We start from the raw sequence: 25,944 nt of genomic DNA, 5'->3' as shown, positions 1-25,944 counted from the left end.
GCGCGCGATGGCTCCGTTATGATCGGACGCTCATATCGAACGAAACGAAGGAGGAGACCGATGAAACCATTCGCCACGCTCGCCACCGCCGCGTTGTTTTGCTGCGCCGCCGCGCACGCGCAGACCGCGGCGGGCGCAGCCGCCGCCGCACCGGGCGCCGGCTCGCGGCTCGACGACGTGCTCGCGCGCGGCACGCTGCGCGTTTGCACGACGGGCGACTACAAGCCGTATTCGTACTACCGTGCGGACGGCCGCTTCGAGGGCATCGACATCGACATGGCCGAATCGCTCGCGAAGTCGCTCGGCGTGAAGACCGACTACGTGAAGACGAGCTGGCCGAACCTCACCGGCGACTTCGTCGCGAAATGCGACATCGCGGTGGGCGGCGTCTCGACGACGCTCGAGCGCCAGAAGCGCGTGTTCTTCACGCAGCCGTACGTCGTGGACGGCAAGACGCCGATCGTGCGCTGCGCGGACGCCGACAAATACCAGACCGTCGCGCAGATCGACCGGCCGGAAACGCGCGTGATCGTGAACCCGGGCGGCACCAACGAGCGTTTCGCGAAGCAGTATTTCACGCACGCGAACCTCACGGTCTATCCGGACAACGTAACGATCTTCAAGCAAATCCTCGCGGGCAAGGCGGACGTGATGGTGACGGATGCGTCCGAGACGCTGCTGCAGCAAAAGCTGAATCCGGGCCTGTGCTCGGTGCATCCGGACAAGCCGTTCCAGTTCGGCGAGAAGGCGTACATGGTGCCGCGCGGCGACGTCACGTTCCAGCAGTACGTCGACCAGTGGCTGCATCTCGCGCTGTCGACCGGCGAATACCAGGCGATTTCGGACAAGTGGCTGAAGTAAGCGGGCTCGCACGCGGCGTCCCGCAGCGACTTTAGCGGGCACCGACCCCGCGGCCGCCGGCCGCGAAAATCGCCGGGCGGCGGCGGCCGAATCGCCGCCGTTACACTTCGACGCGCCGGCAAAATCGGCCCGATACCGGCGAACTGGCCGAACGGTCACTTTCGCGCCGGCCAATCACGTTTCAAAATCTTTCTGACGAATGAATCGTCATGCGCGGCATCTGCCGAACCGCGCATTTTCTCGCGTGCAAATCGGCAATTCGTCGAGCCTGATACGCATGAAAAACGCATCGTGCGCACGCGCTGAAAACGCTGCGGAAAATATGGGTAAAAATGACCTTTTTCGGGCCCTCAAAAACAGCAAAAAATCCCGGAAAGCCTTATCTGGCGGGCGTTACAACCTGAAACACTTTGTTACCGCGAGGGGTCATTAATTCGCCCACAATGGCCTCAACGGTTTCAACACGGATGCGGTCTCGTGTGCCAAGTGTGAGCGGACGCGAAGCGCTGCGAGCCAGTCGGTCACGTACCGAAGCCCTTCCGAGGGGCATCCCTGTTGGAGTCGTTTCCGGCCCCCCGCCGGACTCGGTTTCATCTTTGGTCTCCTCGCGCTAACCCCGTAGCGTGTGGTTTTTAGCGGGCTAATAAGCCCGCTTTTTTTCGTCCATCGAAAACGCAACGGCCCGCAGGCCGCCGCGTTTTTCCAGCGCGTTTTCCCTTCTTCATGCCGCGCTAAGCGGTCTTCTGCACGTCGAGCTTCAGCTCCTCGATCATCCGGTCGCGCATCACGAACTTCTGCACCTTGCCCGTTACCGTCATCGGCAGCTCGTCGACGAAGCGGATGTAGCGCGGGATCTTGTAGTGCGCGATCTGCCCGTTGCAGAACGCACGCACGTCGTCCTCGGTCATCTGCTCGTCCGCGCGCAGCACGATCCACGCGCACAGCTCCTCGCCGTACTTCGCATCGGGCACGCCGAATACCTGCGCGCTCTGAATCTTCGGATGCCGAAACAGGAATTCCTCGATCTCGCGCGGATAGACGTTCTCGCCGCCGCGAATCACCATGTCCTTCAGGCGGCCGACGATGTTGCAGTAACCGTCCGCGTCGAGCGTCGCGAGGTCGCCCGTATGCATCCAGCCGTCCACGAGCACCTCGCGCGTCTTCGTGTCGTCGTCCCAGTAGCCGAGCATCACCGAATAGCCCTTGGTGCACAGCTCGCCCGTCGCGCCGACCGGCACGATATCGCCACTCGGATCGACGATCTTCACTTCGAGATGCGGCTGGATGCGGCCGACCGTCGTCGTGCGCTTCTCGAGCGGGTCGTCGGTCGAGCTCTGGAACGACACGGGGCTCGTCTCCGTCATCCCGTATGCGATCGTGATTTCGGACAGGTGCATCTGCGACACGACGCGCTTCATCGTCTCGATCGGGCACGGAGAACCCGCCATGATCCCGGTGCGCAGCGTCGACAGGTCGAATTGCGCGAACGCCGGATGATCGAGCTCCGCGATGAACATCGTCGGCACGCCGTGCAGCGCGGTGCAGCGCTCTTCGGCCACCGCCGCGAGCGTCGCGACCGGGTCGAACGCTTCGCCGGGGAATACCATCGCGGCGCCCTTCGACACGCATGCAAGCACCGCGAGCACCATCCCGAAGCAGTGATACAGCGGCACCGGGATGCACAGCGTGTCCTGCTCGGTGAACCGCATCGCGGTCGCGATCGAGCGCCCGTTGTTGACGACGTTGCGATGCGTGAGCGTCGCGCCCTTCGGGCTGCCCGTCGTGCCGCTCGTGAACTGGATGTTGATCGGCTCGTGGGCCGAGAGCGTCGCGCCGATCGCATCGAGCAGCGCGGGATCGACGGCCTGGCGGCCGCGGGCCATCACGTCCGCGAAGCGGAACATGCCGGCCGGCGCAACGTCGCCCATCGACACGACCGTGCGCAGGCTCGGCACACGCGCCGCATGCAGGTCGCCCGGCGTCGCGGTCGCGAGTTCCGGCGCGATGGTCTGCAGCATCTCGACGTACGCGGACGTCTTGAAGCGCTCGGCGGCGATCACGGCTTTACAGCCGACCTTGTTCAGCGCGTATTCGAGCTCCGCGAGCCGGTAGGCCGGATTGATGTTGACGAGCACCGCGCCGATCCGCGCGGTCGCGAACTGCGTGAGCAGCCATTCGCTGCGGTTCGGCGACCAGATGCCGACGCGATCGCCCTTCACGATGCCGAGCGAGGCCAGCCCGGCCGCCAGCACGTCGACCTCGTTCGCGAACTCGCGCCAGGTCCAGCGCACCTGCTGCTCGCGGAACACGACGGCCGGCCGATCGGGAAAGCGGCCGGCCGTGTCGAGCAGGAACCGACCGATCGTCGCTTCGGAGAGCGGCACGTCGGTCGTGCCGCGCACGTACGACAATCCGTTTTCGGGCGCGATCAGCGCCCCCACGCCAAGGTCTGCTGCCATGAATGTCTCCGTCCGTTTTTGTCTGACCGGCCCGACATGCGGCTCACGCGTGTCTGCTCCGCCGCCGTCGCGACGGATAGCCTCTGAGCGGATGATGCCGTGCGCGGCTGACGACACTCTGACATCGAATCGCGACGGACGGGTGAAATAGCACGACCGGACGGTATGATCCGACCCGTAAAAACAGATGAAAACGACGGACGAAAAAAAAGCAGCCCGAAGGCTGCTTTCTTTCGCGGGATACGCGGCGCGGCTCAGTGCCGGCTGCGGATCTTCGCCAGACGCTGGATCGCTTCGAGCTGCGCCATCGCGGTCGCGAGCTCGGATTGCGCCTTCGCGAGGTCGAGATCCGACTTCGCGTTCTGCAGCGTTTCCTCGGCACGCTTGCGTGCTTCCTCGGCTTTCGCCGCGTCGAGGTCCTTGCCGCGGATCGCGGTGTCGGCGAGCACCGTCACGGCACCCGGCTGCACTTCGAGAATGCCGCCCGCGACGAACACGAATTCGTCGTTGCCGCCCTCGACTTCGATGCGCACCGCACCCGGACGAATCCGCGTGATCAGCGGCGTGTGACCCGGCAGAATGCCCAGCTCACCCGTTTCGCCCGGCAGCGCGACGAATTTCGCCTCGCCCGAGAAGATCTGCTCTTCCGCGCTGACGACGTCTACTTTGATGGTTGCCATATCGACTCCTGTCGATCGGAACGAGCGCTTCAGCGCCGGCTCCGATCCCATGCACGGCGGGTTGAGCGTATTACGTGAGCGCCTGTCCGCGAACGGATACCATCAAGGTATCCCTCACGGACGTAGCGGCGCCCGCTGCGTTACGCCTGACCCTTACGAGATCTTCTTGGCCTTTTCGAAGGCTTCGTCGATCGTGCCGACCATGTAGAACGCCTGTTCCGGCAGGTGGTCGCACTCGCCGTCGACGATCATCTTGAAGCCACGGATCGTTTCCTTCAGCGGCACGTACTTGCCCGGCGAGCCCGTGAACACTTCAGCGACGTGGAACGGCTGCGACAGGAAACGCTGGATCTTACGCGCACGTGCGACCGACAGCTTGTCTTCCGGCGACAGTTCGTCCATGCCCAGAATCGCGATGATGTCGCGCAGTTCCTTGTAGCGCTGCAGCGTCTGCTGAACGCGACGGGTGATCGAGTAGTGCTCTTCACCGATCACGTTCGGGTCGATCTGGCGCGACGTCGAGTCGAGCGGGTCGACCGCCGGGTAGATACCCAGCGAAGCGATGTCACGCGACAGAACGACGGTTGCGTCCAGGTGGCCGAAGGTCGTAGCCGGCGACGGGTCGGTCAAGTCGTCCGCAGGGACGTACACGGCCTGGACCGACGTAATCGAGCCCTTCTTGGTCGACGTGATGCGCTCTTGCAGCTTGCCCATTTCTTCAGCCAGCGTCGGCTGATAGCCCACTGCCGACGGCATACGGCCGAGCAGTGCCGACACTTCGGTACCGGCCAGCGTGAAACGGTAGATGTTGTCGACGAAGAACAGCACGTCGAGGCCTTCGTCACGGAAGTGCTCGGCCATCGTCAGGCCGGTCAGCGCGACGCGCAGACGGTTGCCCGGCGGCTCGTTCATCTGGCCGTACACCAGCGCGACCTTGTCGAGAACGTTCGAGTCCTTCATTTCGTGGTAGAAGTCGTTCCCTTCACGGGTACGCTCGCCCACGCCCGCGAACACGGAGTAACCGCCGTGTTCCTTCGCGATGTTGTTGATGAGCTCCATCATGTTGACGGTCTTGCCCACGCCAGCACCGCCGAACAGGCCGACCTTGCCGCCCTTTGCGAACGGGCAGATCAGGTCGATGACCTTGATACCCGTTTCGAGCAGTTCGGTCGACGGCGACAGTTCGTCGAACGCCGGAGCCTTCTGGTGGATCGAACGCGTATGTTCGCTTTCGATCGGGCCGGCTTCGTCGATCGGACGGCCGAGGACGTCCATGATACGACCGAGGGTCGGCTTGCCGACCGGCACCGAAATCGGCTTGCTCGTGTTCTTCACGGTCAGGCCGCGGCGCAGGCCGTCGGATGCACCCAGACAAATGGTACGGACCACGCCGTCGCCCAGCTGTTGCTGGACTTCGAGCGTCAGTTCCGAGCCATCGAGAATGAGCGCGTCGTAGATCTTCGGCATGCTGTCGCGCGGGAATTCCACGTCGATAACGGCGCCGATGCACTGTACGATCTTGCCTTCTACCAAAGCAGCAGTACTCATCGCTTTTCCTTTAAATACCTGATTCTTTACTCGCGCAAAGGCGCAGTTGTCGTCCGTGGCGCGCGCTTAAACAGCGGCTGCGCCGCCGACGATCTCCGACAGTTCTTTCGTGATCGCGGCCTGGCGGCTCTTGTTGTATACGAGCTGCAGTTCGCTGATCACCGTCTTCGCGTTGTCGGACGCGGCCTTCATCGCGACCATGCGCGCCGATTGCTCGGACGCCATGTTTTCCGCGACGGCCTGGTACACCAGCGCCTCGACGTAACGCACGAGCAGTTCGTCGACGACTGCCTGCGCGTCCGGCTCGTAGATGTAGTCCCACGACGTGGCCGGCGTACCGTCATCGGCTTCGAAGTGTTCCGACGACAGCGGCAGCAACTGCTCGATCACGGCTTCCTGCTTCATCGTGTTGACGAAGCGCGTGTAAGCGATATAAACCGCCGACAGCTTGCCTTCCGAGTACAGATCGAGCTGCGTCTTCACGGCGCCGATCAGCTTGTCCAGATGCGGGGTGTCGCCGAGGTGCACGACCTGCGACATCACCTTCGCGCCGAAGCGGTTCAGGAACCCGAGGCCCTTGCTACCGATCGCGGTAGCTTCGACCTTCTGGCCCTTCTCTTCCAGCTCCTTGAACTTCTGAACCGTCGCACGCAGCACGTTGGTGTTCAGACCGCCGCACAGACCCTTGTCCGTCGTAACGAGAATGATGCCGGCCGTGTTCGCACCTTCGTTCGCCACCATGAACGGGTGACGGTACTCCGGGTTCGCACGGCTCATGTGCGCGGCGATGGCACGGACCTTGTCCGCATAAGGACGAGCGGCGCGCATGCGTTCCTGCGCGCGACGCATCTTCGATGCGGCCACCATCTCCATCGCCTTCGTGATCTTGCGCGTGTTCTGCACGCTCTTGATCTTCCCGCGAATTTCCTTCATTCCAGCCATAGCTTGCTCCTTTGCGCCCCGAGTTAGCGCTTTAGCGCTTTACTCGGGGCTCATGCATCGCTCACCGAAGCGGCGCGGGCGCATCAGCACCCGCGCGGCCTCAGTGTGTCACTCGCGGATCAATAGGCACCGGACTTCTTGAAGGATTCGATCGCCGAGCGCAGTGCGCCTTCGTCGTCCTTCGAGAGATCCTTGGTGTCTTCGATGCGCTTGATGAGGTCAGCGTGGCTGGTCTTCAGGTTTTCGCGCAGGCCCTTCTCGAACGACAGCACTTGCTTGACGTCGAGGTCGTCGAGGTAGCCGTTGTTCGCGGCGTACAGCGACACGGCCAGTTCCCAGACCTGCAGCGGCTGGTACTGCGGCTGCTTCAGCAGTTCCGTCACGCGGCGGCCGCGCTCGAGCTGCTTGCGGGTCGCTTCGTCGAGGTCCGATGCGAACTGCGCGAATGCCGCCAGTTCACGGTACTGCGCGAGGTCGGTACGGATACCGCCCGACAGCTTCTTCACGACCTTCGTCTGAGCGGCGCCACCGACTCGCGACACCGACACGCCGGCGTTGATTGCCGGGCGGATGCCTGCGTTGAACAGGTCGGTTTCCAGGAAGATCTGGCCGTCGGTAATCGAGATCACGTTCGTCGGAACGAACGCGGTCACGTCGCCAGCCTGCGTTTCGATGACCGGCAGTGCCGTCAGCGAGCCGCTCTTGCCCTTCACTTCGCCGTTCGTGAACTTCTCGACGTACTCTTCCGACACGCGAGCCGCACGCTCGAGCAGACGCGAGTGCAGATAGAACACGTCGCCCGGGTACGCTTCACGGCCCGGCGGGCGGCGCAGCAGCAGCGAGATCTGACGGTATGCCCAGGCTTGCTTGGTCAAGTCGTCATAGATGATCAGCGCGTCCTGGCCGCGATCGCGGAAGTATTCGCCCATCGTGCAGCCGGCGTACGGTGCGAGGTACTGCATCGCTGCCGAATCCGAAGCCGAAGCGGCGACGACGATCGTGTATTCCATCGCGCCCGTTTCTTCGAGCTTGCGAACCACGTTCATGATCGACGAAGCCTTCTGGCCGATCGCGACGTAGATACAGATCAGGTCCTTGCCCTTCTGGTTGATGATCGCGTCGAGCGCCACCGCGGTCTTGCCGCACTGACGGTCGCCGATGATCAGCTCACGCTGGCCACGGCCGATCGGCACCATCGCGTCGATCGACTTGATGCCCGTCTGCACCGGCTGCGACACCGACTTACGCCAGATCACGCCCGGGGCGATCTTTTCGATCGCGTCGGTCAGCTTCGCGTTGACCGGGCCCTTGCCGTCGATCGGGTTGCCGAGCGCATCGACCACGCGGCCGACGAGTTCCGGGCCAACCGGGACTTCGAGAATGCGGCCCGTCGTCTTGACGATGTCGCCTTCCGAGATGTGTTCGTATTCGCCGAGAATCACCGCGCCGACCGAGTCGCGCTCGAGGTTCAGCGCGAGGCCGAACGTGTTGCCCGGAAACTCGAGCATTTCGCCCTGCATCACGTCCGACAGGCCGTGGATACGCACGATACCGTCGGTCACGGAGATCACGGTGCCCTGGTTGCGAACGTCTGCGCTCGCTTCAAGGCCCTGGATCCGGCTCTTGATCAGCTCGCTGATCTCAGAGGGATTGAGTTGCATTATTCGCTCCTGATAGTCAATTCTGTTGCGTGCCGGCGTGGCGCTCAGGCGGTCAAGGCAGCCTGCATCGATGCGAGGCGCGCGCGAACCGAGGTGTCGAGCACTTCGTCGCCGACCGTCACGCGCACGCCGCCGATCAGCGACGAATCGACTTCGACCGTCGGTTTCAGCTTGCGCTTGAACTTGCGTTCGAGGCCCGAGACGAGACTGTCGAGATCCGCGCCGTTCAGCGGGAACGCGCTCACGATCTCGGCGTCGGCTGCACCTTCACGTTCGTTCTTGAGCGCCTCGAACTGCTCGGCAATTTCCGGCAGCAGCGCGATGCGATGATTGTCGACCAGCATCTGCACGAAGTTCTTCGCTTCGGCGCCGGCCGCGAGCGGCGACTTCGCAGCAGCAAGCAGCAACTCGGCTACTTGCGTGCGCGTCACCTTCGGGCTCGACGCGACCGACAGCACTTCCGGCAGACGCGCAACCTGGGCCAGCTCTTGCACGAGCGTGGACCAGGCGGCGATGTCACCGCCCTCGGCCACGCGGAACAGCGCTTCTGCGTAAGGGCGGGCGATGGTTGCAAGTTCGGCCATGATCAGAGCTCGGCTTTCAGTTGATTCAGCAGTTGGGCGTGGGCCGTTTGATCGACTTCGCGCTTCAGGATCTGCTCGGCGCCCTTCACGGCCAGCGTAGCGACTTCGCCACGCAGCGCTTCGCGCGCCTTCACGATTTGCTGTTCTGCTTCCGCCTTCGCCTGGGCGACGATGCGGGCGGCTTCAGCCTGGGCGTTGGCCTTGATTTCCTCGGCGACCGCCTGGGCACGCTTTTCAGCGTCGGCGATGCGCTGCTGGCCGTCATTGCGGGCCTGCGCGAGTTCCTGGTCCACGCGCTTGTGCGCTGCGTCGAGTTCTGCCTTGCCCTTCTCGGCGGCGGCGAGGCCGTCGGCGATCTTCTTCGAACGTTCGTCGAGGGCGTTGATCAACGGCGGCCACACGAACTTCATCGTGAACCACGCGAGGACCAGGAACACGACCATTTGCGCAAACAGAGTTGCGTTGAGATTCACGGTGTTTCCTTATCTGCTATTCCGGAAAAATGAAACGGTAAGGCGCTCATCGAGTTGCATTCGATCAGCGCCCCAAGTCTCCGTTCCGCCCTGCGCCGGCTCACGCCGGACGCATATTTCCGAGGAACCTTAGCCTGCGACGAGCTTCGACAGGAGCGGGTTCGCGAACGCGAACAGCATTGCAACACCCACGCCGATCAGGAATGCCGCGTCGATCAGACCAGCCAGCAGGAACATCTTCGTTTGCAGCGGGTTGATGAGTTCCGGCTGACGTGCGCAGGCTTCGATGTACTTACCACCCATCAGCGCGATACCGATACAGGCGCCGATTGCACCCAGGCCGATGATGATGCCGATACCGATGGCGGTCAGACCCTGGATGTTGGCGATGTAAGCTTGCATGATCACTCCTTTGTGAAAAGACTTGGAACTGAGATTTAAAAAACTAAAACGGAAACTCTTTTTTGCACGCCGCGCTTAGTGCTTGTCGTGCGCCTGGCCGAGATACACCAGCGTCAGCATCATGAAAATGAATGCCTGCAACAGAACAATCAGGATGTGGAAGATTGCCCAGACGCTGCCCGCGATCACGTGGCCAACGAAGCCGAGGAACGTTGCGTCGCCACCGAAGCTCCACATGCTGCCGAGCAGGGCGATCAACAGGAACAACAGCTCACCCGCGTACATGTTGCCGAACAGCCGCATACCGAGGGAGACGGTCTTGGCGAGATATTCGACGATGTTGAGCGCGAGGTTAGGGATCCACAGCAGCGGGTGGGCGCCGAACGGTGCCGACAGCAGCTCATGCACAAAGCCGCCCGCGCCCTTGATCTTGATGCTGTAGTAGATCATCAGGACGAACACGCCGAGCGCGATGCCGAGCGTGCCGTTCAGGTCGGCCGTCGGGACGATGCGATGGTGGGAAATCACGTCCGACAGACCGAGCAGGCCGATCACGCGGCCCGGCAGGTCGACCGGGAGGAAGTCGAGGGAGTTCATCAGCGCGACCCACACGAACACCGTGAGCGCGAGCGGAGCGATGAAGGTACGATTGCCGTGAACGATGGCCTTAGATTGGTCTTCGACCATCTCGACGAGCATCTCGATCGCGCACTGGAAACGGCCCGGCACGCCCGACGTCGCCTTGCGGGCGGCCAGACGCAGCAAGACGATCGTCACGATGCCGCAAACGATCGACCAGAACAGCGTGTCGAGATTCCAGACGTGGATGTCGAAAATCGACGTCTGATGCGAGGTGGAGAAATTCTGCAAGTGGTGCGCAATGTACTCGGACGGATCCGGACCGCGCGTGCCTTCGCTAGCTGCCATATCGTTAATGCCACCCAAATTGTCGAAAATCGTTTTGCCCGTTCCGCAACACGCTATTGCGGGAACGGGCCGGTGCGGTTCGTTGTCGAAACCGCACGCTGCTTGTTCCTTACCGCCAGGCCAGCGCGATCCAGTACGTCTTCAGCACGACGAGGTATGTGACGAGAAACGGCACCCAGTGCACGCCGGCCCAGCCGAACGCCACTGCAGTGAACATCCCGATCGTCAGAGCGAGCTTCAGGGCTTCGCCCATCACCCAGCTCATCACGGTGGCCGAACCACCTGCCTTCAGTCGTGCCACGAATACCGCACTGGGCACCCAGCCGATCGCTCCGCCCAGAAACGCGGATTGCGCAGCGGCGCCCGGCGACTTCGAAAACAGCCACCACGCCAGCGTTGCAACCAGGGACAGAACCACTTGCGCGAATACCACCTTATAGGGGGTCACGCGCGAGGGCTTGCTCACGTTCGGGCCGAACAGCTTTTCGGCTTCTGCCCGCGTGAGCGGAACGATGTTGTTATCTTGCTGCTCGGCGTCCCAGTCATCGTCGGATTCGCGCCGCTCGCCGGCCGCCGAAGCGGTGCGTTGCGTGCGCTGATCATCGTGCCTGTCGTCCGGCGCCTGACCCGCCATCGCAATCTTCCGCAAAATCCTTGAACCCGGCCCCAAGCTTTCTGAAAGCTTTCAGGGGTGCCTAGCTAACAAATCCGGGCGATTGTAAGCGATAGTTGCAAGTGATTCAAGGCTTTAGACGCGACAAAAACCTGCGTAAAACGACGCCTCATCATGTGAAAAAACACGCGATTCGACGACGTACGATGACAGTTGTAAGGTCGCTTTTTTGCACCGGTATTTCTTGCTCGAAAAAACCCGGCGACGAGGAAATAGCAAGGAAACGAGGCCCGACGCGGGTACCGGCGGGACGGCACGAACGCCGTCCGGAATCCACGCCGTGACGCGGCCCCGGGCTCGCGCCCGGCACGACGCAGCGGACAGGCAAAACCCTGTGACCACCTAGCAGCACCGGATGCACGAAATCCGGGCCGACGTCGACGCGTCGGATCATCCAATCAGTTGTCATGCCACCACAGGGAATCGACTGTGAATTGCCGGACTTATCAACAGCCCCGCAACCAGCGCGAATACCGTGCACCCGCCCCACCACCCGAATCGCACGGCTGTGCCGCGCGCAGCCGCGTCACTCAACCATGAACGAGCAGCCACGCGCCGACCGCCGCGCTGGCGAGTGCGAACGGAATCGAGACCAGATGGAACGGCAGCCACATGCGCGGCTCCTTCGCGAGACGCACCGCGATCAGGTTCGCAAGCGAGCCGATCGCGAAGCCGAAGCCGCCGACCGATACGCCGAACGCGAGCGCACGCCAGTCATGCGTGAATTCCGACAACAGGATCGCGGCCGGTACATTGCTGATGACCTGTGACAACAGCGCGCCGGCCGCGTAGACGCGCAGCGGCGAATCGAGCTGCGCGTTCGCAATCGTGTCGTGCACGACGGGCAGCGCAGCCGCGGTACGCAGCACGACGAACATCAGTACGAAGATCAGCAGCAGCAGCCAGTCGATCTTCAGGACTGCGTCGCGTTTGACGGCGAGCAGCACGATGGCGACACCGACGAGACCAGGCAGCGGATGATGCGCATCGGCGAGCAGCACGAACGCGGCGAACAGCGCCGCCGCGATCAGCGCGTGCATGCGTTGCACGGGCAGCGCAGTGGCATCACCGGACAAGTCGAGCGGCTTTGCGCGAAACGCGCATGCGGTCAGCACGAGCAGCAGCGCCATCAGCGCGATCGCGAGCGGCCCGAGCGTGACGACGAAGCGGCCGAACGACACGCCGCTCAATTGCCACAGGAAAAGATTCTGGGGATTGCCGAGCGGCGTCGCGACGGACCCCGCGTTGACCGCCAGCGCGACGACGATCACGAGCCGCCGGAACGGCAGTGGCGTCAGCGCACGCAACGAGACCATCAAAGGCACGACGACGAACAGCGCGACGTCGTTGGTGAGCCACATCGACAACAACGCGGCGAACCCCACGAGCAACAACGCGAGCCCGCGTTCGGAATGCACGTGATGCACGATGCGGTGTGCGAGCCACATCAGGCAGCCGGACAACTCGAGCGCCTTGGTCAGCATCAGCAGGCCCGCCAGCGTCGCGACCGTCTGCCAGTCGACACGACCGGCCAACACGGAAAATGGTTGCGGACGCACCCATTGCAGCACGATCAGGCCAAGGACGAGAACCGACAGCACCGGCTCCTGCGCAAGCCATCCCAACCACCGGCGCGGCGTCGGCGCGCCCGTCTTCTCCATCGGCACCGCGTTACTCTTCGGTCGCGACGTTACCGCGCAGCCGCACGAGAATGCCCTCGAGCGCGTCGAGGTTGCCGAAGTCGATCGTGACCTGCCCTCGCCCGCGGCGGCCGAGCTTGATCTTCACCGTCGACGCGAGCAGGTCGGACAACTCCTCCTCGAGACGTCGCGTATCGCGGCCGCCGTCGTCCTTCGCGCGCGCCTTCACGGCCGGCGCTTCCTTCGTCGTGTGCGAGACGAGTTTCTCGGTCTCCCGCACCGACATGCGCTTGTTGACGACCTGATGGGCGAGCGTGATCTGCGTGGCCGCATCGACGGCGAGCAGCGCGCGCGCGTGCCCCATGTCGAGATCACCGGCCAGCAGCATCGTCTGCACCGGCGAAGCCAGGTTCAGCAGGCGCAGCAGGTTCGACACCGCGCTGCGCGAACGGCCGACCGATTCGGCCGCCTGTTCGTGCGTGAAACCGAACTCGTCGAGCAGGCGCTGGATACCGTGCGCCTCTTCAAGCGGGTTCAGATCCTCGCGCTGGATGTTCTCGATCAGCGCCATCGCCGCGGCGGCCTGGTCGGACACATCCTTCACGAGCACCGGCACTTCATCGAGGCCCGCCAGGCGCGCCGCGCGGAAACGGCGCTCGCCCGCGATGATCTCGTATTTGTCTGATGAAATGGGCCGTACGAGGATCGGCTGCATCACGCCCTGTGCGCGAATGCTCGCCGCGAGCTCCTGCAGGCTGCCTTCGTCCATCCGCGTCCGCGGCTGGTACTTGCCGGCCTGCAGCTTGCCGAGCGCGAGCGTGTTCGGTGCCCCTTCGATCTTCACCGCTTCGGTGATATCGGCACTGCCGCCGAGCAGCGCTTCGAGGCCACGTCCCAAGCCCTTCTTCTTTGGTACCGCGTTCATGTCTTTCTTCCTCGCTTCGCTCATGTCCGGATCACGACACCTCGAACGCGCGTACGCGGTCGATCATCTCGGCACCGAACTGGAGATACGCTTGCGCACCGCGCGAGCTGCGGTCGAACACGACGCCCGGCAGCCCGTAACTCGGCGCTTCCGCCAGGCGCACGTTGCGCGGAATCACCGCGTCGAACACCTTGTCGCCGAAGTGCGCTTTCAGTTGATCGGAGACTTGCTGCTGCAGCGTGATGCGCGGATCGAACATCACACGCAGCAAGCCGATGATCTTCAGGTCGCGGTTCATGTTCGCGTGAACCTGCTTGATCGTGTTGACGAGGTCAGACAACCCCTCCAGTGCGAAGTACTCGCACTGCATGGGGATCACGACGCCATGCGCCGCGCACAAGCCGTTCAGCGTCAGCAGCGACAGCGTCGGCGGGCAATCGATCAGCACGAAATCGTAGTCGTCGGCCACGTGCTCGAGCGCGGCCTTCAGCCGGCGCTCGCGGTTGTCGATGCTGATCAGTTCGATCTCGGCACCGGACAGCTCGCGGTTCGCGGGCAGCACGTCATAGGTGACGCCGTCCGGCCGGATGCGCGCGTCGGTCACCGACACGCCGTCGACCAGCACCTCGTACACGGTCGCTTCGCAAGCAGCCTTGTCGATCCCGCTGCCCATCGTCGCGTTACCCTGCGGGTCGAGATCGATCAGCAGGACTCGTTGCTCCTGCGCTGCAAGGCTTGCGGCGAGATTGACCGATGTCGTCGTCTTGCCGACGCCCCCCTTCTGGTTCGCAACGCAGAAGATCTTTGCCATCGTTGGTGTGTTCCCTTTACCTTCAAACAAACGGCGCGCCATCGCGCGCCGGCCCTTCAATTCGCTTCGTCGACGGCCACTTCGATCAGATGCCGTTCGGCATCGAGCAGCGGCACCGCCAGCCGTATCGTCTGCTTCACGCGGCTGCCTTCCGGCAACCGCGCAATCTCGTCGTCCGGATGAACACCCTTCATTGCCCAGATCGATCCGCCCGGCGCAACCAGGTGACGAGCAAGTTTAACGAAGTCGGACAGGTCCGCGAAAGCGCGGGAGACGATCATGTCGAATTTTTCCGGCACTTCGACACCCGGCTGCAGCGATTCGACCCGCCCCGTGACCACCGACAGGTTCGCGAGCTTCAGCTCCGCACGCATCTGGGTCTGGAATGCAGACTTCTTCTGCACGATATCGTTCAGCGTGATCTGCCAATCCGGCTCGACGATCGCCAGCACGATACCGGGCAACCCGCCGCCCGAGCCGACGTCGAGCACGCGAGCCGATGCACGGCCACGCAGATGCGGAACGATGGAAAGCGAATCGAGGATGTGCTGGATCAGCATCTGCTTCGGGTCGCGGATCGCGGTCAGGTTGTAGACCGCGTTCCACTTGCCGAGCAGCGCGACGTAGTCGAGCAGCTGGTTGCGTTGTGCATCCGTCAGCGTGAGGTCGAGCGCCGTCGTGCCTTCGACGAGCATCTGTTCCAGTACGTCCCGATTAACCGCCGGCGCGCGACGCGCCGTCATTGTTGCGTCGGGACGGCGCCGTCCCCCTGCTCCGCTGCCGCTTCGGCCGTGCCATTACGACGGCCCAGGCCGCGACGCTTCAGGTGCACCATCAGCAGCGAGATTGCCGCCGGCGTGACACCCGAGATGCGCGACGCCTGCCCGATCGTTTCCGGCCGGAACTCGTTGAGCTTCTGGCTCACCTCGAACGACAGGCCGCGGACTTCGCGGTAATCGATACCGTCGGGCAGACGCGTGTTCTCGTTCGCATCGTTGCGTTCGATTTCCGATGCCTGCCGCTCGATGTAGCCCTGATACTTGATGCCGATCTCGACCTGCTCCTTGATCTGCTCGAGCAGCACCGGATCGTCGGCCAGCGGCTCTGCGGGGCCGCACTCGCCGCTCTTCAGTCCGCACACACCGTCGTAGCTGATACCCGGACGGCGCAGCAGTTCGGCGAGGCTGTATTCGTGATCGATCGCCTTGCCGAGGAGCGCGGTCGCCTCTTCCGGCGGCAACGTCTTCGGCGTGACCCACGTCGACTTCAGACGTTCGGTTTCACGTGAAACAGCGTCGCGCTTCCGGCTGAATGCGTCCCAGCGCGCGTCGTCGACGAGCCCCAGTTCGCGGCCGATCTCGGTCAAGCGCATGTCGGCATTGTCTTCACGCAGGCTGAGGCGATACTCGGCGCGGCTCGTGAACATCCGGTACGGCTCGGCCACCCCGCGCGTCACGAGATCGTCGACCAGCACGCCAAGGTAGGCCTGGTCACGGCGCGGGCACCATGCGTCCTTCTCCTGCACGTAGCGGCCAGCGTTGAGACCGGCCAGCAGCCCCTGCGCGGCCGCTTCTTCATAGCCCGTCGTCCCATTGATCTGGCCCGCAAAGAACAGCCCGTTGATCGCCTTCGTTTCGAGCGACGCCTTCAGCGCACGCGGGTCGAAGTAGTCGTACTCGATCGCGTAGCCGGGGCGCAGGATATGCGCGTTCTCGAGGCCGCGCATCGAGTGCACGAGCTCGAGCTGGACGTCGAACGGCAGGCTCGTCGAGATCCCGTTCGGGTAGAACTCGTTGGTCGTCAGCCCTTCCGGCTCCAGGAAGATCTGATGCGATTCCTTCGAGGCGAACCGGTGAATCTTGTCCTCGATCGACGGGCAATAGCGCGGCCCGACGCCTTCGATCACGCCTGTATACATAGGCGAACGGTCGAGGCCGCCACGAATGATGTCGTGCGTGCGCTCGTTCGTATGCGTGACCCAGCACGGCAGTTGCTGCGGATGCTGCTCCGCACGGCCCAGGAACGAGAAAACGGGGATCGGATCGAGATCGCCCGGCTGTTCATCCAGCTGCGAGAAGTCGATCGAGCGACCATCGATACGCGGCGGCGTACCGGTCTTCAGGCGGCCCTGCGGCAGCTTCAGTTCCTTCAGGCGCGACGACAGCGACACGGCCGCCGGATCGCCCGCACGGCCACCCGTATAGTTGTTCAGGCCGACGTGAATCTTGCCGTCGAGGAACGTACCGGCGGTCAGCACGACCGCACGCGCACGGAAGCGGATGCCGATCTGCGTGACGGCGCCCACCACGCGGTCGCCTTCGACCATCAGGTCGTCGACAGCCTGCTGGAACAGCCACAGGTTCGGCTGATTCTCGAGCCGATGGCGAATCGCGGCCTTGTACAGGATGCGATCGGCCTGCGCACGCGTCGCACGCACGGCCGGCCCCTTCGACGAATTGAGGATCCGGAACTGAATACCGCTCTCGTCGGTTGCGGCTGCCATTGCGCCGCCCAGCGCATCGACTTCCTTGACCAGATGGCCCTTGCCAATGCCGCCGATCGACGGATTGCAGCTCATCTGCCCAAGCGTTTCGATGTTGTGGGTCAGCAGTAATGTCTTTGCGCCCATGCGGGCGGACGCCAGCGCGGCTTCCGTGCCGGCATGACCGCCACCGACGACGATGACGTCAAATTCTGTGGGAAAAAGCATGGTGGATTCCGTACGCAGGACGGCGCACGAACCTATCTGAGAAATGTATGGGCCGAATTATAGCGGGTTCGCTTTTCACCCGAAGGCCGTCCGAATGGTAGGGTCTGTGCATTTCGGCGATTTTTCTGTGCTCAGACGCCGAATCCGTGGCGCAGAGCCCGCTCCGGCAACGTTTCCGGCCCGCCGGCAGCACATCGTTACACCTGTGCAAAAAATTCGCTTGCCGGGAAATTTCACGTGGAACACATACCCGTTCGATGCCTGTGCCCCACGCGGCAATCTGGACGGAACACCCTGTGCGACCGCGCCCACCCTCTTCCTCACAGAATTTCGGTCGGCTCGCCCGACACTTATCCCCTGTGACCCGGCACAACATCCCCAGTGTGTGAATCAGGCGGCAGCCACCCGCGAACGATGCTCCGGATCGTCATCCGCTTGCACAGAGCTTCCGACTGTTTCCGTGGCACTTATCCCCCCGGTTGCTAGCCGTCGTGTGTCGAGGTCGCATCTCACCCAAAAACAAAAACGGCGTGTTTCACGTGAAACACGCCGCCCGTTTCCCGCCCACCACGCCACCGATCAGGCCGTTTTCTTCGCCAACCCGAGGTACGTCTCGATCACGCGTGGATTCTGCGCGAGTTCGGCCGCCGGCCCTTCCAGCGCAAATTCGCCTGTCTCCAGTACATAACCGTAATCGGAGATCTGCAGGGCAGCCCGTGCGTTCTGCTCGATCAGCAGCGTCGCCACGCCCGTACCGCGCAACGCGCTGATGATATGAAAAATCTCCTTCACGATCAGCGGCGCCAGCCCGAGGCTGGGCTCGTCGAGCATCAGCAGATCGGGCTTGCCCATCAGCGCGCGTCCAACCGCAAGCATCTGCCGCTCGCCGCCGGATAGCGTGCCGGCCGCCTGCTTGCGGCGCTCCTTCAGCCGCGGAAACAGGGCGAACACGTGATCGAGCTGGTCGAGAAAGTTCGCTTCACCGGCCTGCTTGCGCCGATACGCGCCCAATACGAGGTTGTCTTCGACCGTCATCGTGCTGAACAGCTCACGCTTCTCCGGTACGAGGCACATCCCGCGTGCGACGCGCTGCTCGACCGGCAATGCACCGACGTCATGACCGCGGTACACGATCGCACCCGATGCATGCCCGGTCACCGGCAGCGCGCCCATGATCGCGTTCAGCAGCGTCGATTTGCCGGCGCCGTTCGGGCCGATCACGCTGACGATCTGCCCCGCGCCAACCTTGATCGCCGCGCCGTGCAGCGCCTCCACCTTCCCGTACCGGACCGCCAGCCCGCGCACTTCGAGAATCGGCATCATCGTGTCCGTCATCACTCCACCCCGCCCAGATACGCTTCCAGCACCGCCGGATCCTGCTGCACGTCCTGCGGCAGTCCTTCCGCGATCCGCGTGCCAAACTCCATCACCACCAAACGATCGGTGAGATTCATCACGAAATCCATGTCGTGTTCCACGAGCAACACGCTCATGCCTTCCGCCTTCAGCCGCCGCAGCAGATCGGCGAGTTGCTGCTTCTCCTGGTAACGCAGCCCGGCGGCCGGCTCGTCGAGCAGCAACAGCGTCGGATCGCAGCACAGCGCCCGCGCGATTTCCAGAATCCGCTGCTGCCCCAGCGCAAGGCTGCCCGCTTCGTCGTACATGTGCTTTTCGAGCCCGACGCGGCGGATCTGGCGTGCGGCCTCAGCCAGCAGCTGCGCTTCCTCATGGGCATTGAGCCGCGCGACGCTGCGCCACACGCCCGTACGGCCACGCAGGTGCGCACCGATCGCGACGTTTTCGAGCACCGTCATCGCCGGCAACAGCTTCACGTGCTGGAACGTCCGGCCGATGCCGCGGCGGACGATCTGGCGCGATGTGAGCCCGTCGATACGCTCGCCACGGAACGTGATCGTGCCGCCGGTCGGCTTCAGCACACCCGTCACGAGGTTGAACGTGGTCGACTTGCCGGCGCCGTTCGGGCCGATCAGCCCGATGATCTGCCCCGCTTTCACGTCGAAGCTGACGTCGTTGACGGCCACGAGCCCGCCGAACTGCTTGCGCGCGTTGTCGACGACGAGCAGCGGCTCGCCGGCCGTCGGCTTCGCGCGCTGCGGCAACGGATCGGCGTGCTCGGGCGCATGCGCGCGCGGCCCGCGCGGGAACAGCCTCGCGACGAACGGCCACACGCCCTGGCGCGCGTACTGCAGCAGCAGCACCATCAGCACGCCGAACACGATGATCTCGAAGTTGCCTTCCGAGCCGAGCAGCTTCGGCAGCAGCGTCTGCAGATAGTCCTGCAGCACGGTCAGGATCGCTGCGCCGAGCACCGCGCCCCACACGTGCGACACGCCGCCGACCACGGCCATGAACAGGAACTCGATTCCGTGGTTCAGCCCGAACGGCGTCGGGTTCACCGCGCGCTGCAGGTGCGCGTACAGGAAGCCCGACACGGCCGCGAGCACGGCCGCATAGACGAAGATCACGACGCGCATCCACGCGGTGTTCACGCCCATCGCCTCGGCCATCACGCCGCCGCCGCGCAGCGCGCGGATCGCACGGCCCGGGCGGCTGTTCAGCAGGTTCTGCACCGACACGATCGCGGCCAGCACGACGGCCCAGATCAGGAAATACAGGCTGCGCCCGCTGCCAAGCTCGATGCCGAACAGGTTCAGCGCCGGAATCCCATTGATGCCGTCGTACTTGCCGAGCAGTTCGAGGTTGCCGAACAGGTAGAACAGCGCGAGGCCCCACGCAATCGTGCCGAGCGGCAGGAAGTGGCCGGACAGCCGCATCGTGACCGCGCCGAGCACGAACGCGACGAGCGCCGTCAGTACGACGCCGACGATCAGCGCGAGCCACGGCGACACGCCGTATCGCGTCGTCAGGAACGCGGTCGCATAGGCGCCGATGCCGACGAACGCGGCCTGCCCGAAGCTCGTCATCCCGCCGACGCCCGTCAGCAGCACGAGCCCGATCGCGACGATCGCGTAGAGGCCGATGTAGTTCAGCAGCGTGATCCAGTATTCGGGCACCTGCAGCGCACCAGGCAGCACCGGCAGCGCGAACAGCACCACGAGAAACACCCAGAAGGTCTTGTTGCGTACCATCGTCTTCATCGTGTCACTCCTCTTCCTCTTCCGCGTGCGGCGTCGCGAAACTCCGCCACAGCAGCACCGGAATGATCAGCGTGAACACGATCACCTCCTTGTACGCGCTCGCCCAGAACGACGAATACGATTCGAGCACGCCGACGAGCAGCGAGCCGGCGGCCGCGAGCGGATAGCTGACGAGGCCGCCGATGATCGCGCCGACGAAGCCCTTCAGGCCGATCAGGAAGCCCGAGTCGTAGTAGATCGTCGTCAGCGGGCCGACGAGGATCCCGGACAGCACGCCGAGCCCCGCCGCGAACGTGAACGCGAGCCGCCCTGCCTCGGTCGTGCCGATGCCGACGAGCCGCGCGCCGAGCCGGTTCACCGACGTCGCGCGCAGCGCCTTGCCGGCGATCGTGCGGCCGAAGTACACGTAGAGCGCGCCGATCAGCACGAGTGCCGTCACGACGACCAGGATGCTCTGCACCGACACGGTCATGCTGCCGATCGCGAGCGACGCATCCGAGAACCCATTGGTGCGCGAACCCTCCGCGCCGAACATCACGAGCCCGAGGCCGACCATCGCGAAGTGGACGGCGACCGACACGATCAGCAGCAGCAGCGTCGTGCCTTCGGCGATCGGCTGGTACACGAGCCGGTAGACGAACGGCCCCATCGGCACGACGATCGCGAGCGTCAGCGCGATCTGCGCGAGCATCGGCAGCGGCTGCGCGGCAAAGCTGCGCGTGATCGCGAACACCGCGAGCGGCAGCAGGATGTAGCGGCTGCCGAGTGTCGCGAGTGTGCGGCCGAGCTGATGGCGCCGTTCGCGATGCCGGATCAGGCCGCCGACTTCGAGCAGGAAGCACGCGATGCCCATCACGAACAACAGCCAGCAGGTGGCGGGAAATTTCTGCGCCTGCAACGCGGCAAGCGTCAGCGCACCGTAGGCGACGAATTCGCCCTGGGGAATGAAGATCACCCGCGTGACGGAAAATACCAGCACGAGCGCCAGCGACAGCAATGCATATATGGCGCCGGTCGTGATGCCGTCTTGCGCGAGGATCGCTGCAATCGAGAGATCCATACGTTTCGTGTATCGAGAATGCTGCGGAGAAACGAAAGACGGAAACGGCCGGGGCGCGCGGACGGCAAGACCGGTGCGCAGGCACCCGGCGACGGGCCCCGGCGGTTCCAGGCGGCACGGGCGCGACCCGTCGGGCCCCGCACCTGCCGACGGCACGCACGGCGCCGTTCGCGCCGCGCACGCCGGTTTCACGTGATGCTTACTCGGCCTGCAGCTTCCACTTGCCGTCGACGATCTGCACCATCACGCGCGCACGCGTATCGAAGCCGTTGTGATCGGTCGGCGTCATGTTGATCACGCCGTGCGACACGGGCAGGTCCTTCACGCTTTCGAGCGACGCGCGCAGCGCTTCGCGGAACGCCTCGGTGCCCGGTTGGCCCTTCTTCAGCGCTTCCGGAATCGCACGCTGCAGCAGCAGCCCCGCATCCCACGCATGGCCGCCGAACGTCGCCAGCGAGCCCGCGCCGTAGGCCTTCTCGTACGCGGCCTTGTACCCGAGCGCCGGTTTCTTCACCGGATTCGAATCGGGCAGCTGGTCGGTCACGAGCACCGGGCCGGCCGGCAGGATCTCGCCTTCGCAGTCCTTGCCGCACACACGCAGGAAGTCGTTGTTCGCGACGCCGTGCGTCTGGTACACCTTGCCCTTGTAGCCGCGCTCCTTCAGCGTCTTCGCCGGCAGCGCCGCCGGCGTGCCCGAGCCGGCGATCAGCACCGCATCGGGATTCGAGCCCATCAGTTTCAGCACCTGCCCCATCACCGACGCGTCGGTCCGGTTGAAGCGCTCGTTCGATACGACCTTCAGGCCGTTCTTCGCGGCCGCCGCGTTGAACGTGTTGTACCAGCTGTCGCCGTACGCATCGGCGAAGCCGATGAAGCCGACCGTCTTCACGCCGTGCTTCGCCATGTAGCCGGCGATCGCGTCGGCCATCAGCTGGTCGTTCTGCGGCACCTTGAACATCCAGGCGCGCTTCGCATCCATCGGCGAGATGATCTGCGCGCTCGCCGCGAGCGAGATCGTCGGCGTCTTGCCCTGCGACACGGGATCGAGCATCGCGAGCGAGTTCGGCGTGACGGACGAACCGATGATCGCGTCGACGTGATCCTCGTCGATCAGCTTGCGCACGTTCTGCACCGCGCGGCTCGTGTCGGATGCGTCGTCGAGCACGATGTACTGCACGCTCTTGCCCGCGATTTCCTTCGGCAGCAGCGCGATCGTGTTCTTTTCCGGAATCCCGAGCGACGCGGCCGGCCCGGTGGCCGACAGCGTCACGCCGATCTTCACCTGCGCCGACGCCGTGGCGGCCGCGCACACGAGGCCCGCGGCAAGCAGAACTTCCATCCATCGATTCATCTTCATTTATGTCGTCTCCAAACGCTGCTCGAAAAAGCCTCGGGTCGCTCGGGCGGCTCCCGGTCTCCAAACAAGTTAATAATTTAACTATCTCGTCTTGCCCCGCCTACACTCGTTTTCCCGTGACACGCCGGCGCCGCCATCGAGCCCCGGCGATACCGCACATGCGCGCGTCGCGGCGCGTGCCGAAACGGTCGTTCGACCGCCACGATGCGCGGCGGCAATGTCGTCAGGATGAAGGGAACGGAGAAAAGCGGCGCTGCGCGAAACGCGATCGATGCGGGCGCAACGATCGCCGGAAGGTCGGCCGGCCGGGCCTGATACGGCTCCACGCGCGGGCAATGCAGGATCGGAAAAACGGCCGTTCATGCGAATGCGAACGACACATCGGATGCGAACGCAACGACCGGACAGACCATCGTGCCGGCAAATTGCATCGGAACGCACATGCCGGCCGCAGGGCGGCTCGTGAAAGCCGCGGCATACCGATGCACGTCCGCCCCCGAACGAGCGGCGCCAGCCGCCCCTCCCGCCCCGATCCTTCGTCCCGCGCTTCTCATCCAACCGCACTCCCTCTTCTGCATTGTGCTTGTAGGAGAACTGCCGACCGTTTTCCCGACCGCACGGTCGGCGAAAGCTGAGTGTAACGGACGCTTTTTGCGCACGCCAACCGGGTAAGCCCGGACGGCATGCGCACGGCTGCGCGCCGGCGGCGATCGACCGGCAGGAATGGATGAAATCGGGGGACGGGATGACGCGCGAGTGACGCGAGGCAGAACACGGGCGCGCGGAACGCAGCGCGATTCGCCTGCACCGTCGATGGAAATTCGTGCACCAAATGAAAAAGCGCTGTTGGATTCCGTCCAACAGCGCTTTAGGGTCCGGGCACTTTGTGCCTCGATTGTCTCCTCGTTCTCCACCTGCAAATTCGTTTCGCGGTGCATCAGAACTGAAGTGAATCTTAAAGAGGCTTAAGCACCACGGCAACTTAGCATTTACCCCTATGGTGCATCGCCGCACGAAAATGGGGCAGCAGCCAGCCGCGCGATGCCGCCCCGAGCGCGCTGCGACGCGCTTCACGAGCATGCCGGATGGTGCTTCGCATCAACCCGCGGCGACGTGCGCGGCATGCGCTCAGGAGGCCCTGAGCGGCTTGATCCGCGCGACCATCTCGCCGACGATGCCGCGCCGGAAGGCGAGCACGCACACGATGAAGATCAGCCCCGTGACGATCGTCGCCGATTCGCCGAGCGAATGGAACCACGCGACGCCCGTCGTCGACGCGAGCCATTCGCCGATGTCGCCGAGCCGGTCTTCGAGCGCGACGATCAGCGCGGCGCCGAGCAGCGGCCCGAACAGCGTGCCCATGCCGCCGACGAGCGTCATCAGCACGACGAGGCCCGACATCGTCCAGTACGCGTCCGACAGCGTCTCGAAGCCGAGCACGAGCACCTTCAGCGAGCCGGCCAGCCCCGCGATGCTCGCCGACAGGATGAACGCGAGCAGCTTGAAACGGTCGGTGTCGTAGCCGAGCGAGATCGCGCGCGCCTCGTTCTCCTTGATCGCGACGAGCACCTGGCCGAACGGCGAATGCACGACCCGCACGATGAACGCGCACGCGGCGACGACCACCGCCACCACGACGTAGTACAGCGCAACGTCGTTCGACAGGTCGAGCAGCCCGAACAGGTGGCCGCGCGGCACACCCTGCAACCCGTCTTCGCCGTGGGTGAACGGCGCCTGCAGGTAGATGAAATAGACCATCTGCGCGAACGCGAGCGTGATCATCGCGAAGTAGATGCCCTGCCGGCGGATCGCGAACAGCCCGACGACGAGCCCGAGCAGCGTCGCGGCGACGGTGCCGACGAGCACCCCGAGTTCCGGCGTGAAGCCGAGCGTCTGCATCGAATAACCGGTCGCATAACCGGCGGTCGCGAGGAACATCGCATGGCCGAACGACAGCAGCCCCGTATAGCCGATCAGCAGGTTGAATGCGGCCGCGAACAGCGCGAACGTGAGCACCTTCATCACGAACACCGGGTACGCGCCGATGAACGGCGCGGCGAGCAGTGCGGCAAGCAGCACGCCGTAGAGCACTTTTCTCTGCATCATTTTTCCTTGCCGAAGAGGCCCGCCGGGCGGAACAGCAGCACGATCGCCATGATCACGAACACGACGGTGGCCGACGCTTCGGGGTAGAACACGCGCGTGAAACCCTCTATCACGCCGAGCATCAGGCCCGTGACGATCGAGCCGAGGATCGACCCCATCCCGCCGATCACGACCACCGCGAACACGGTGATGATCATCGGCTGGCCCATCAGCGGCGACACCTGGATCACCGGCGCGGCCAGCACGCCCGCGAACGCCGCGAGCGCGACGCCGAAGCCGTAGGTGAGCGTGATCATCATCGGCACGTTCACGCCGAATGCCTCGACGAGCTTCGGGTTCTCGGTGCCCGCGCGCAGGTAGGCGCCGAGGCGCGTCTTCTCGATCACGAACCAGGTCACGAGACACACCGCGAGCGACGCGACGACCACCCACGCGCGGTAGTTCGGCAGGAACATGAAGCCGAGGTTGGTGGCGCCGGACAGCTGCGACGGCACGTCGTACGGCTGGCCGGACGAGCCGTAGATCGACCGGAACACGCCCTCGACGACCAGCGTGAGCCCGAACGTGAGCAGCAGCCCGTACAGGTGATCGAGCTTGTACAGCCAGCGCAGCATCGAGCGTTCGATCAGGATCCCGAACGCACCGGCGACCAGCGGCGCGATCACGAGCATCGCCCAGTACGGCAGCCCGAAGTACGACAGGCCCATCCACGCGAGCATCGCGCCCAGCATGAACAGCGCGCCGTGCGCGAAGTTGATCACGTTGAGCAGCCCGAAGATCACCGCGAGCCCGAGGCTCAGGATCGCGTAGAACGAGCCGTTGACGAGCCCGAGCAGCAACTGGCTCAGCATCGCCGGCAACGGAATGCCAAAGATTTCCATCGACTTAGCCGTCAGTATGAGTTTCGTTGCGCGCGCAACCTTCCAGGGACACGCACGCGGGCGGCGCAGCGGGGCACATCGCTGCGGCCGCCACCGTGCGGCGCGCAACTCGCGCGCCGCCAAGC

At 64.1% G+C, this 25,944-nt stretch carries 22 protein-coding genes; 1 reads left to right on the top strand and 21 read right to left on the bottom strand.

Features of this window, described 5'->3' with window-relative positions; genetic code table 11:
- Nucleotides 1–60 precede the first annotated feature (60 nt).
- Nucleotides 61–861, top strand: a complete 801-nt coding sequence (locus VK92_RS04595) for a transporter substrate-binding domain-containing protein (RefSeq protein WP_048023967.1) — start codon at nucleotides 61–63, stop codon at nucleotides 859–861.
- Between the two features lie 731 nt (nucleotides 862–1,592).
- Here VK92_RS04595 and VK92_RS04590 read toward each other — a convergent pair.
- The 21 genes from VK92_RS04590 to VK92_RS04490 all read right to left on the bottom strand — a co-directional run bounded on the left by VK92_RS04590 (nucleotide 1,593) and on the right by VK92_RS04490 (nucleotide 25,819).
- Nucleotides 1,593–3,320, bottom strand: a complete 1,728-nt coding sequence (locus VK92_RS04590; RefSeq protein ID WP_048023969.1) for an AMP-binding protein — start codon at nucleotides 3,318–3,320, stop codon at nucleotides 1,593–1,595.
- 254 nt (nucleotides 3,321–3,574) lie between these two features.
- Nucleotides 3,575–4,000, bottom strand: coding sequence for a F0F1 ATP synthase subunit epsilon (locus VK92_RS04585; protein WP_006477288.1), 426 nt, complete (start codon nucleotides 3,998–4,000; stop codon nucleotides 3,575–3,577).
- A gap of 153 nt (nucleotides 4,001–4,153) precedes the next feature.
- Nucleotides 4,154–5,548: a F0F1 ATP synthase subunit beta gene (atpD, locus tag VK92_RS04580; RefSeq protein ID WP_021160446.1), complete on the bottom strand. Its 1,395-nt coding sequence runs from the start codon at nucleotides 5,546–5,548 to the stop codon at nucleotides 4,154–4,156.
- Between the two features lie 66 nt (nucleotides 5,549–5,614).
- Nucleotides 5,615–6,490, bottom strand: coding sequence for a F0F1 ATP synthase subunit gamma (gene atpG, locus VK92_RS04575; RefSeq protein ID WP_021160445.1), 876 nt, complete (start codon nucleotides 6,488–6,490; stop codon nucleotides 5,615–5,617).
- 119 nt (nucleotides 6,491–6,609) lie between these two features.
- Entirely contained in the window at nucleotides 6,610–8,151 is a 1,542-nt protein-coding gene (gene atpA / locus VK92_RS04570; RefSeq protein ID WP_021160444.1) for a F0F1 ATP synthase subunit alpha, read from the bottom strand.
- Nucleotides 8,152–8,195: 44 nt separating this feature from the next.
- Nucleotides 8,196–8,735, bottom strand: a complete 540-nt coding sequence (locus VK92_RS04565; RefSeq protein WP_006482713.1) for a F0F1 ATP synthase subunit delta — start codon at nucleotides 8,733–8,735, stop codon at nucleotides 8,196–8,198.
- 2 nt (nucleotides 8,736–8,737) lie between these two features.
- The gene (locus VK92_RS04560) at nucleotides 8,738–9,208 is read right to left on the bottom strand and encodes a F0F1 ATP synthase subunit B (RefSeq protein WP_021160443.1); all 471 of its coding nucleotides are present in this window, start codon (nucleotides 9,206–9,208) and stop codon (nucleotides 8,738–8,740) included.
- Nucleotides 9,209–9,337: 129 nt separating this feature from the next.
- Nucleotides 9,338–9,610 (bottom strand): F0F1 ATP synthase subunit C, encoded by a 273-nt coding sequence (gene atpE / locus VK92_RS04555; RefSeq protein WP_021160442.1) that lies wholly within the window; start codon nucleotides 9,608–9,610, stop codon nucleotides 9,338–9,340.
- A 75-nt stretch (nucleotides 9,611–9,685) separates the two neighbouring features.
- Nucleotides 9,686–10,537, bottom strand: a complete 852-nt coding sequence (atpB, locus tag VK92_RS04550) for a F0F1 ATP synthase subunit A (RefSeq protein ID WP_012492242.1) — start codon at nucleotides 10,535–10,537, stop codon at nucleotides 9,686–9,688.
- Nucleotides 10,538–10,646: 109 nt separating this feature from the next.
- Nucleotides 10,647–11,171, bottom strand: a complete 525-nt coding sequence (locus VK92_RS04545) for an ATP synthase subunit I (RefSeq protein WP_021160441.1) — start codon at nucleotides 11,169–11,171, stop codon at nucleotides 10,647–10,649.
- Between the two features lie 569 nt (nucleotides 11,172–11,740).
- On the bottom strand, nucleotides 11,741–12,871 hold the full coding sequence (locus VK92_RS04540) for an SLC13 family permease (protein WP_048023974.1): 1,131 nt from the start codon (nucleotides 12,869–12,871) through the stop codon (nucleotides 11,741–11,743).
- A gap of 10 nt (nucleotides 12,872–12,881) precedes the next feature.
- Nucleotides 12,882–13,775, bottom strand: coding sequence for a ParB/RepB/Spo0J family partition protein (locus tag VK92_RS04535; RefSeq protein WP_021160439.1), 894 nt, complete (start codon nucleotides 13,773–13,775; stop codon nucleotides 12,882–12,884).
- A 31-nt stretch (nucleotides 13,776–13,806) separates the two neighbouring features.
- Complete coding sequence (locus VK92_RS04530) at nucleotides 13,807–14,586, bottom strand: ParA family protein (RefSeq protein WP_027788714.1); 780 nt, start codon at nucleotides 14,584–14,586, stop codon at nucleotides 13,807–13,809.
- Between the two features lie 56 nt (nucleotides 14,587–14,642).
- The gene (gene rsmG / locus VK92_RS04525) at nucleotides 14,643–15,329 is read right to left on the bottom strand and encodes a 16S rRNA (guanine(527)-N(7))-methyltransferase RsmG (protein WP_048023976.1); all 687 of its coding nucleotides are present in this window, start codon (nucleotides 15,327–15,329) and stop codon (nucleotides 14,643–14,645) included.
- Complete coding sequence (gene mnmG, locus VK92_RS04520; RefSeq protein WP_048023977.1) at nucleotides 15,326–17,296, bottom strand: tRNA uridine-5-carboxymethylaminomethyl(34) synthesis enzyme MnmG; 1,971 nt, start codon at nucleotides 17,294–17,296, stop codon at nucleotides 15,326–15,328. Before mnmG ends, rsmG begins: the two co-directional genes overlap by 4 nt.
- A gap of 579 nt (nucleotides 17,297–17,875) precedes the next feature.
- Nucleotides 17,876–18,631, bottom strand: a complete 756-nt coding sequence (locus VK92_RS04515; RefSeq protein ID WP_048023980.1) for an ABC transporter ATP-binding protein — start codon at nucleotides 18,629–18,631, stop codon at nucleotides 17,876–17,878.
- Nucleotides 18,631–20,415, bottom strand: a complete 1,785-nt coding sequence (locus tag VK92_RS04510) for a branched-chain amino acid ABC transporter ATP-binding protein/permease (RefSeq protein WP_053076281.1) — start codon at nucleotides 20,413–20,415, stop codon at nucleotides 18,631–18,633. Before VK92_RS04510 ends, VK92_RS04515 begins: the two co-directional genes overlap by 1 nt.
- A 4-nt stretch (nucleotides 20,416–20,419) precedes the next feature.
- Nucleotides 20,420–21,475: a branched-chain amino acid ABC transporter permease gene (locus tag VK92_RS04505; RefSeq protein WP_021160433.1), complete on the bottom strand. Its 1,056-nt coding sequence runs from the start codon at nucleotides 21,473–21,475 to the stop codon at nucleotides 20,420–20,422.
- A 199-nt stretch (nucleotides 21,476–21,674) separates the two neighbouring features.
- Complete coding sequence (locus tag VK92_RS04500) at nucleotides 21,675–22,832, bottom strand: ABC transporter substrate-binding protein (RefSeq protein ID WP_021160432.1); 1,158 nt, start codon at nucleotides 22,830–22,832, stop codon at nucleotides 21,675–21,677.
- A gap of 1,128 nt (nucleotides 22,833–23,960) precedes the next feature.
- A complete protein-coding gene (locus VK92_RS04495) occupies nucleotides 23,961–24,935 on the bottom strand; it encodes a branched-chain amino acid ABC transporter permease (protein ID WP_048024050.1) in 975 nt (324 codons plus the stop codon).
- Complete coding sequence (locus VK92_RS04490) at nucleotides 24,935–25,819, bottom strand: branched-chain amino acid ABC transporter permease (protein WP_048023982.1); 885 nt, start codon at nucleotides 25,817–25,819, stop codon at nucleotides 24,935–24,937. Before VK92_RS04490 ends, VK92_RS04495 begins: the two co-directional genes overlap by 1 nt.
- Between the last annotated feature and the right edge of the window lie 125 nt (nucleotides 25,820–25,944).

Source organism: Burkholderia sp. LK4 (genome assembly GCF_001043615.1).
In the GTDB taxonomy this organism is placed as follows: Bacteria; Pseudomonadota; Gammaproteobacteria; order Burkholderiales; family Burkholderiaceae; genus Burkholderia; species Burkholderia cepacia.
The sequence above is the reverse complement of the archived record's forward strand: the minus strand, read 5'-3'. Positions and strand labels throughout refer to the sequence as shown.

Bases quoted from the DNA above. Each gene is read 5' to 3' on its own strand.
- VK92_RS04565 (WP_006482713.1), bottom strand. From the start codon at position 8,735: ATGGCCGAACTTGCAACCATCGCCCGCCCTTACGCAGAAGCGCTGTTC.
- VK92_RS04500 (WP_021160432.1), bottom strand. From the start codon at position 22,832: ATGAAGATGAATCGATGGATGGAAGTTCTGCTTGCCGCGGGCCTCGTG.
- VK92_RS04590 (WP_048023969.1), bottom strand. From the start codon at position 3,320: ATGGCAGCAGACCTTGGCGTGGGGGCGCTGATCGCGCCCGAAAACGGA.
- mnmG (WP_048023977.1), bottom strand. From the start codon at position 17,296: ATGCTTTTTCCCACAGAATTTGACGTCATCGTCGTCGGTGGCGGTCAT.
- VK92_RS04510 (WP_053076281.1), bottom strand. From the start codon at position 20,415: ATGAAGACGATGGTACGCAACAAGACCTTCTGGGTGTTTCTCGTGGTG.
- VK92_RS04530 (WP_027788714.1), bottom strand. From the start codon at position 14,586: ATGGCAAAGATCTTCTGCGTTGCGAACCAGAAGGGGGGCGTCGGCAAG.
- VK92_RS04495 (WP_048024050.1), bottom strand. From the start codon at position 24,935: ATGCAGAGAAAAGTGCTCTACGGCGTGCTGCTTGCCGCACTGCTCGCC.
- VK92_RS04535 (WP_021160439.1), bottom strand. From the start codon at position 13,775: ATGAACGCGGTACCAAAGAAGAAGGGCTTGGGACGTGGCCTCGAAGCG.
- atpD (WP_021160446.1), bottom strand. From the start codon at position 5,548: ATGAGTACTGCTGCTTTGGTAGAAGGCAAGATCGTACAGTGCATCGGC.
- rsmG (WP_048023976.1), bottom strand. From the start codon at position 15,329: ATGACGGCGCGTCGCGCGCCGGCGGTTAATCGGGACGTACTGGAACAG.
- atpE (WP_021160442.1), bottom strand. From the start codon at position 9,610: ATGCAAGCTTACATCGCCAACATCCAGGGTCTGACCGCCATCGGTATC.
- VK92_RS04490 (WP_048023982.1), bottom strand. From the start codon at position 25,819: ATGGAAATCTTTGGCATTCCGTTGCCGGCGATGCTGAGCCAGTTGCTG.
- atpA (WP_021160444.1), bottom strand. From the start codon at position 8,151: ATGCAACTCAATCCCTCTGAGATCAGCGAGCTGATCAAGAGCCGGATC.
- VK92_RS04505 (WP_021160433.1), bottom strand. From the start codon at position 21,475: ATGGATCTCTCGATTGCAGCGATCCTCGCGCAAGACGGCATCACGACC.
- atpG (WP_021160445.1), bottom strand. From the start codon at position 6,490: ATGGCTGGAATGAAGGAAATTCGCGGGAAGATCAAGAGCGTGCAGAAC.
- VK92_RS04540 (WP_048023974.1), bottom strand. From the start codon at position 12,871: ATGGAGAAGACGGGCGCGCCGACGCCGCGCCGGTGGTTGGGATGGCTT.
- atpB (WP_012492242.1), bottom strand. From the start codon at position 10,537: ATGGCAGCTAGCGAAGGCACGCGCGGTCCGGATCCGTCCGAGTACATT.
- VK92_RS04585 (WP_006477288.1), bottom strand. From the start codon at position 4,000: ATGGCAACCATCAAAGTAGACGTCGTCAGCGCGGAAGAGCAGATCTTC.
- VK92_RS04595 (WP_048023967.1), top strand. From the start codon at position 61: ATGAAACCATTCGCCACGCTCGCCACCGCCGCGTTGTTTTGCTGCGCC.
- VK92_RS04515 (WP_048023980.1), bottom strand. From the start codon at position 18,631: ATGACGGACACGATGATGCCGATTCTCGAAGTGCGCGGGCTGGCGGTC.
- VK92_RS04545 (WP_021160441.1), bottom strand. From the start codon at position 11,171: ATGGCGGGTCAGGCGCCGGACGACAGGCACGATGATCAGCGCACGCAA.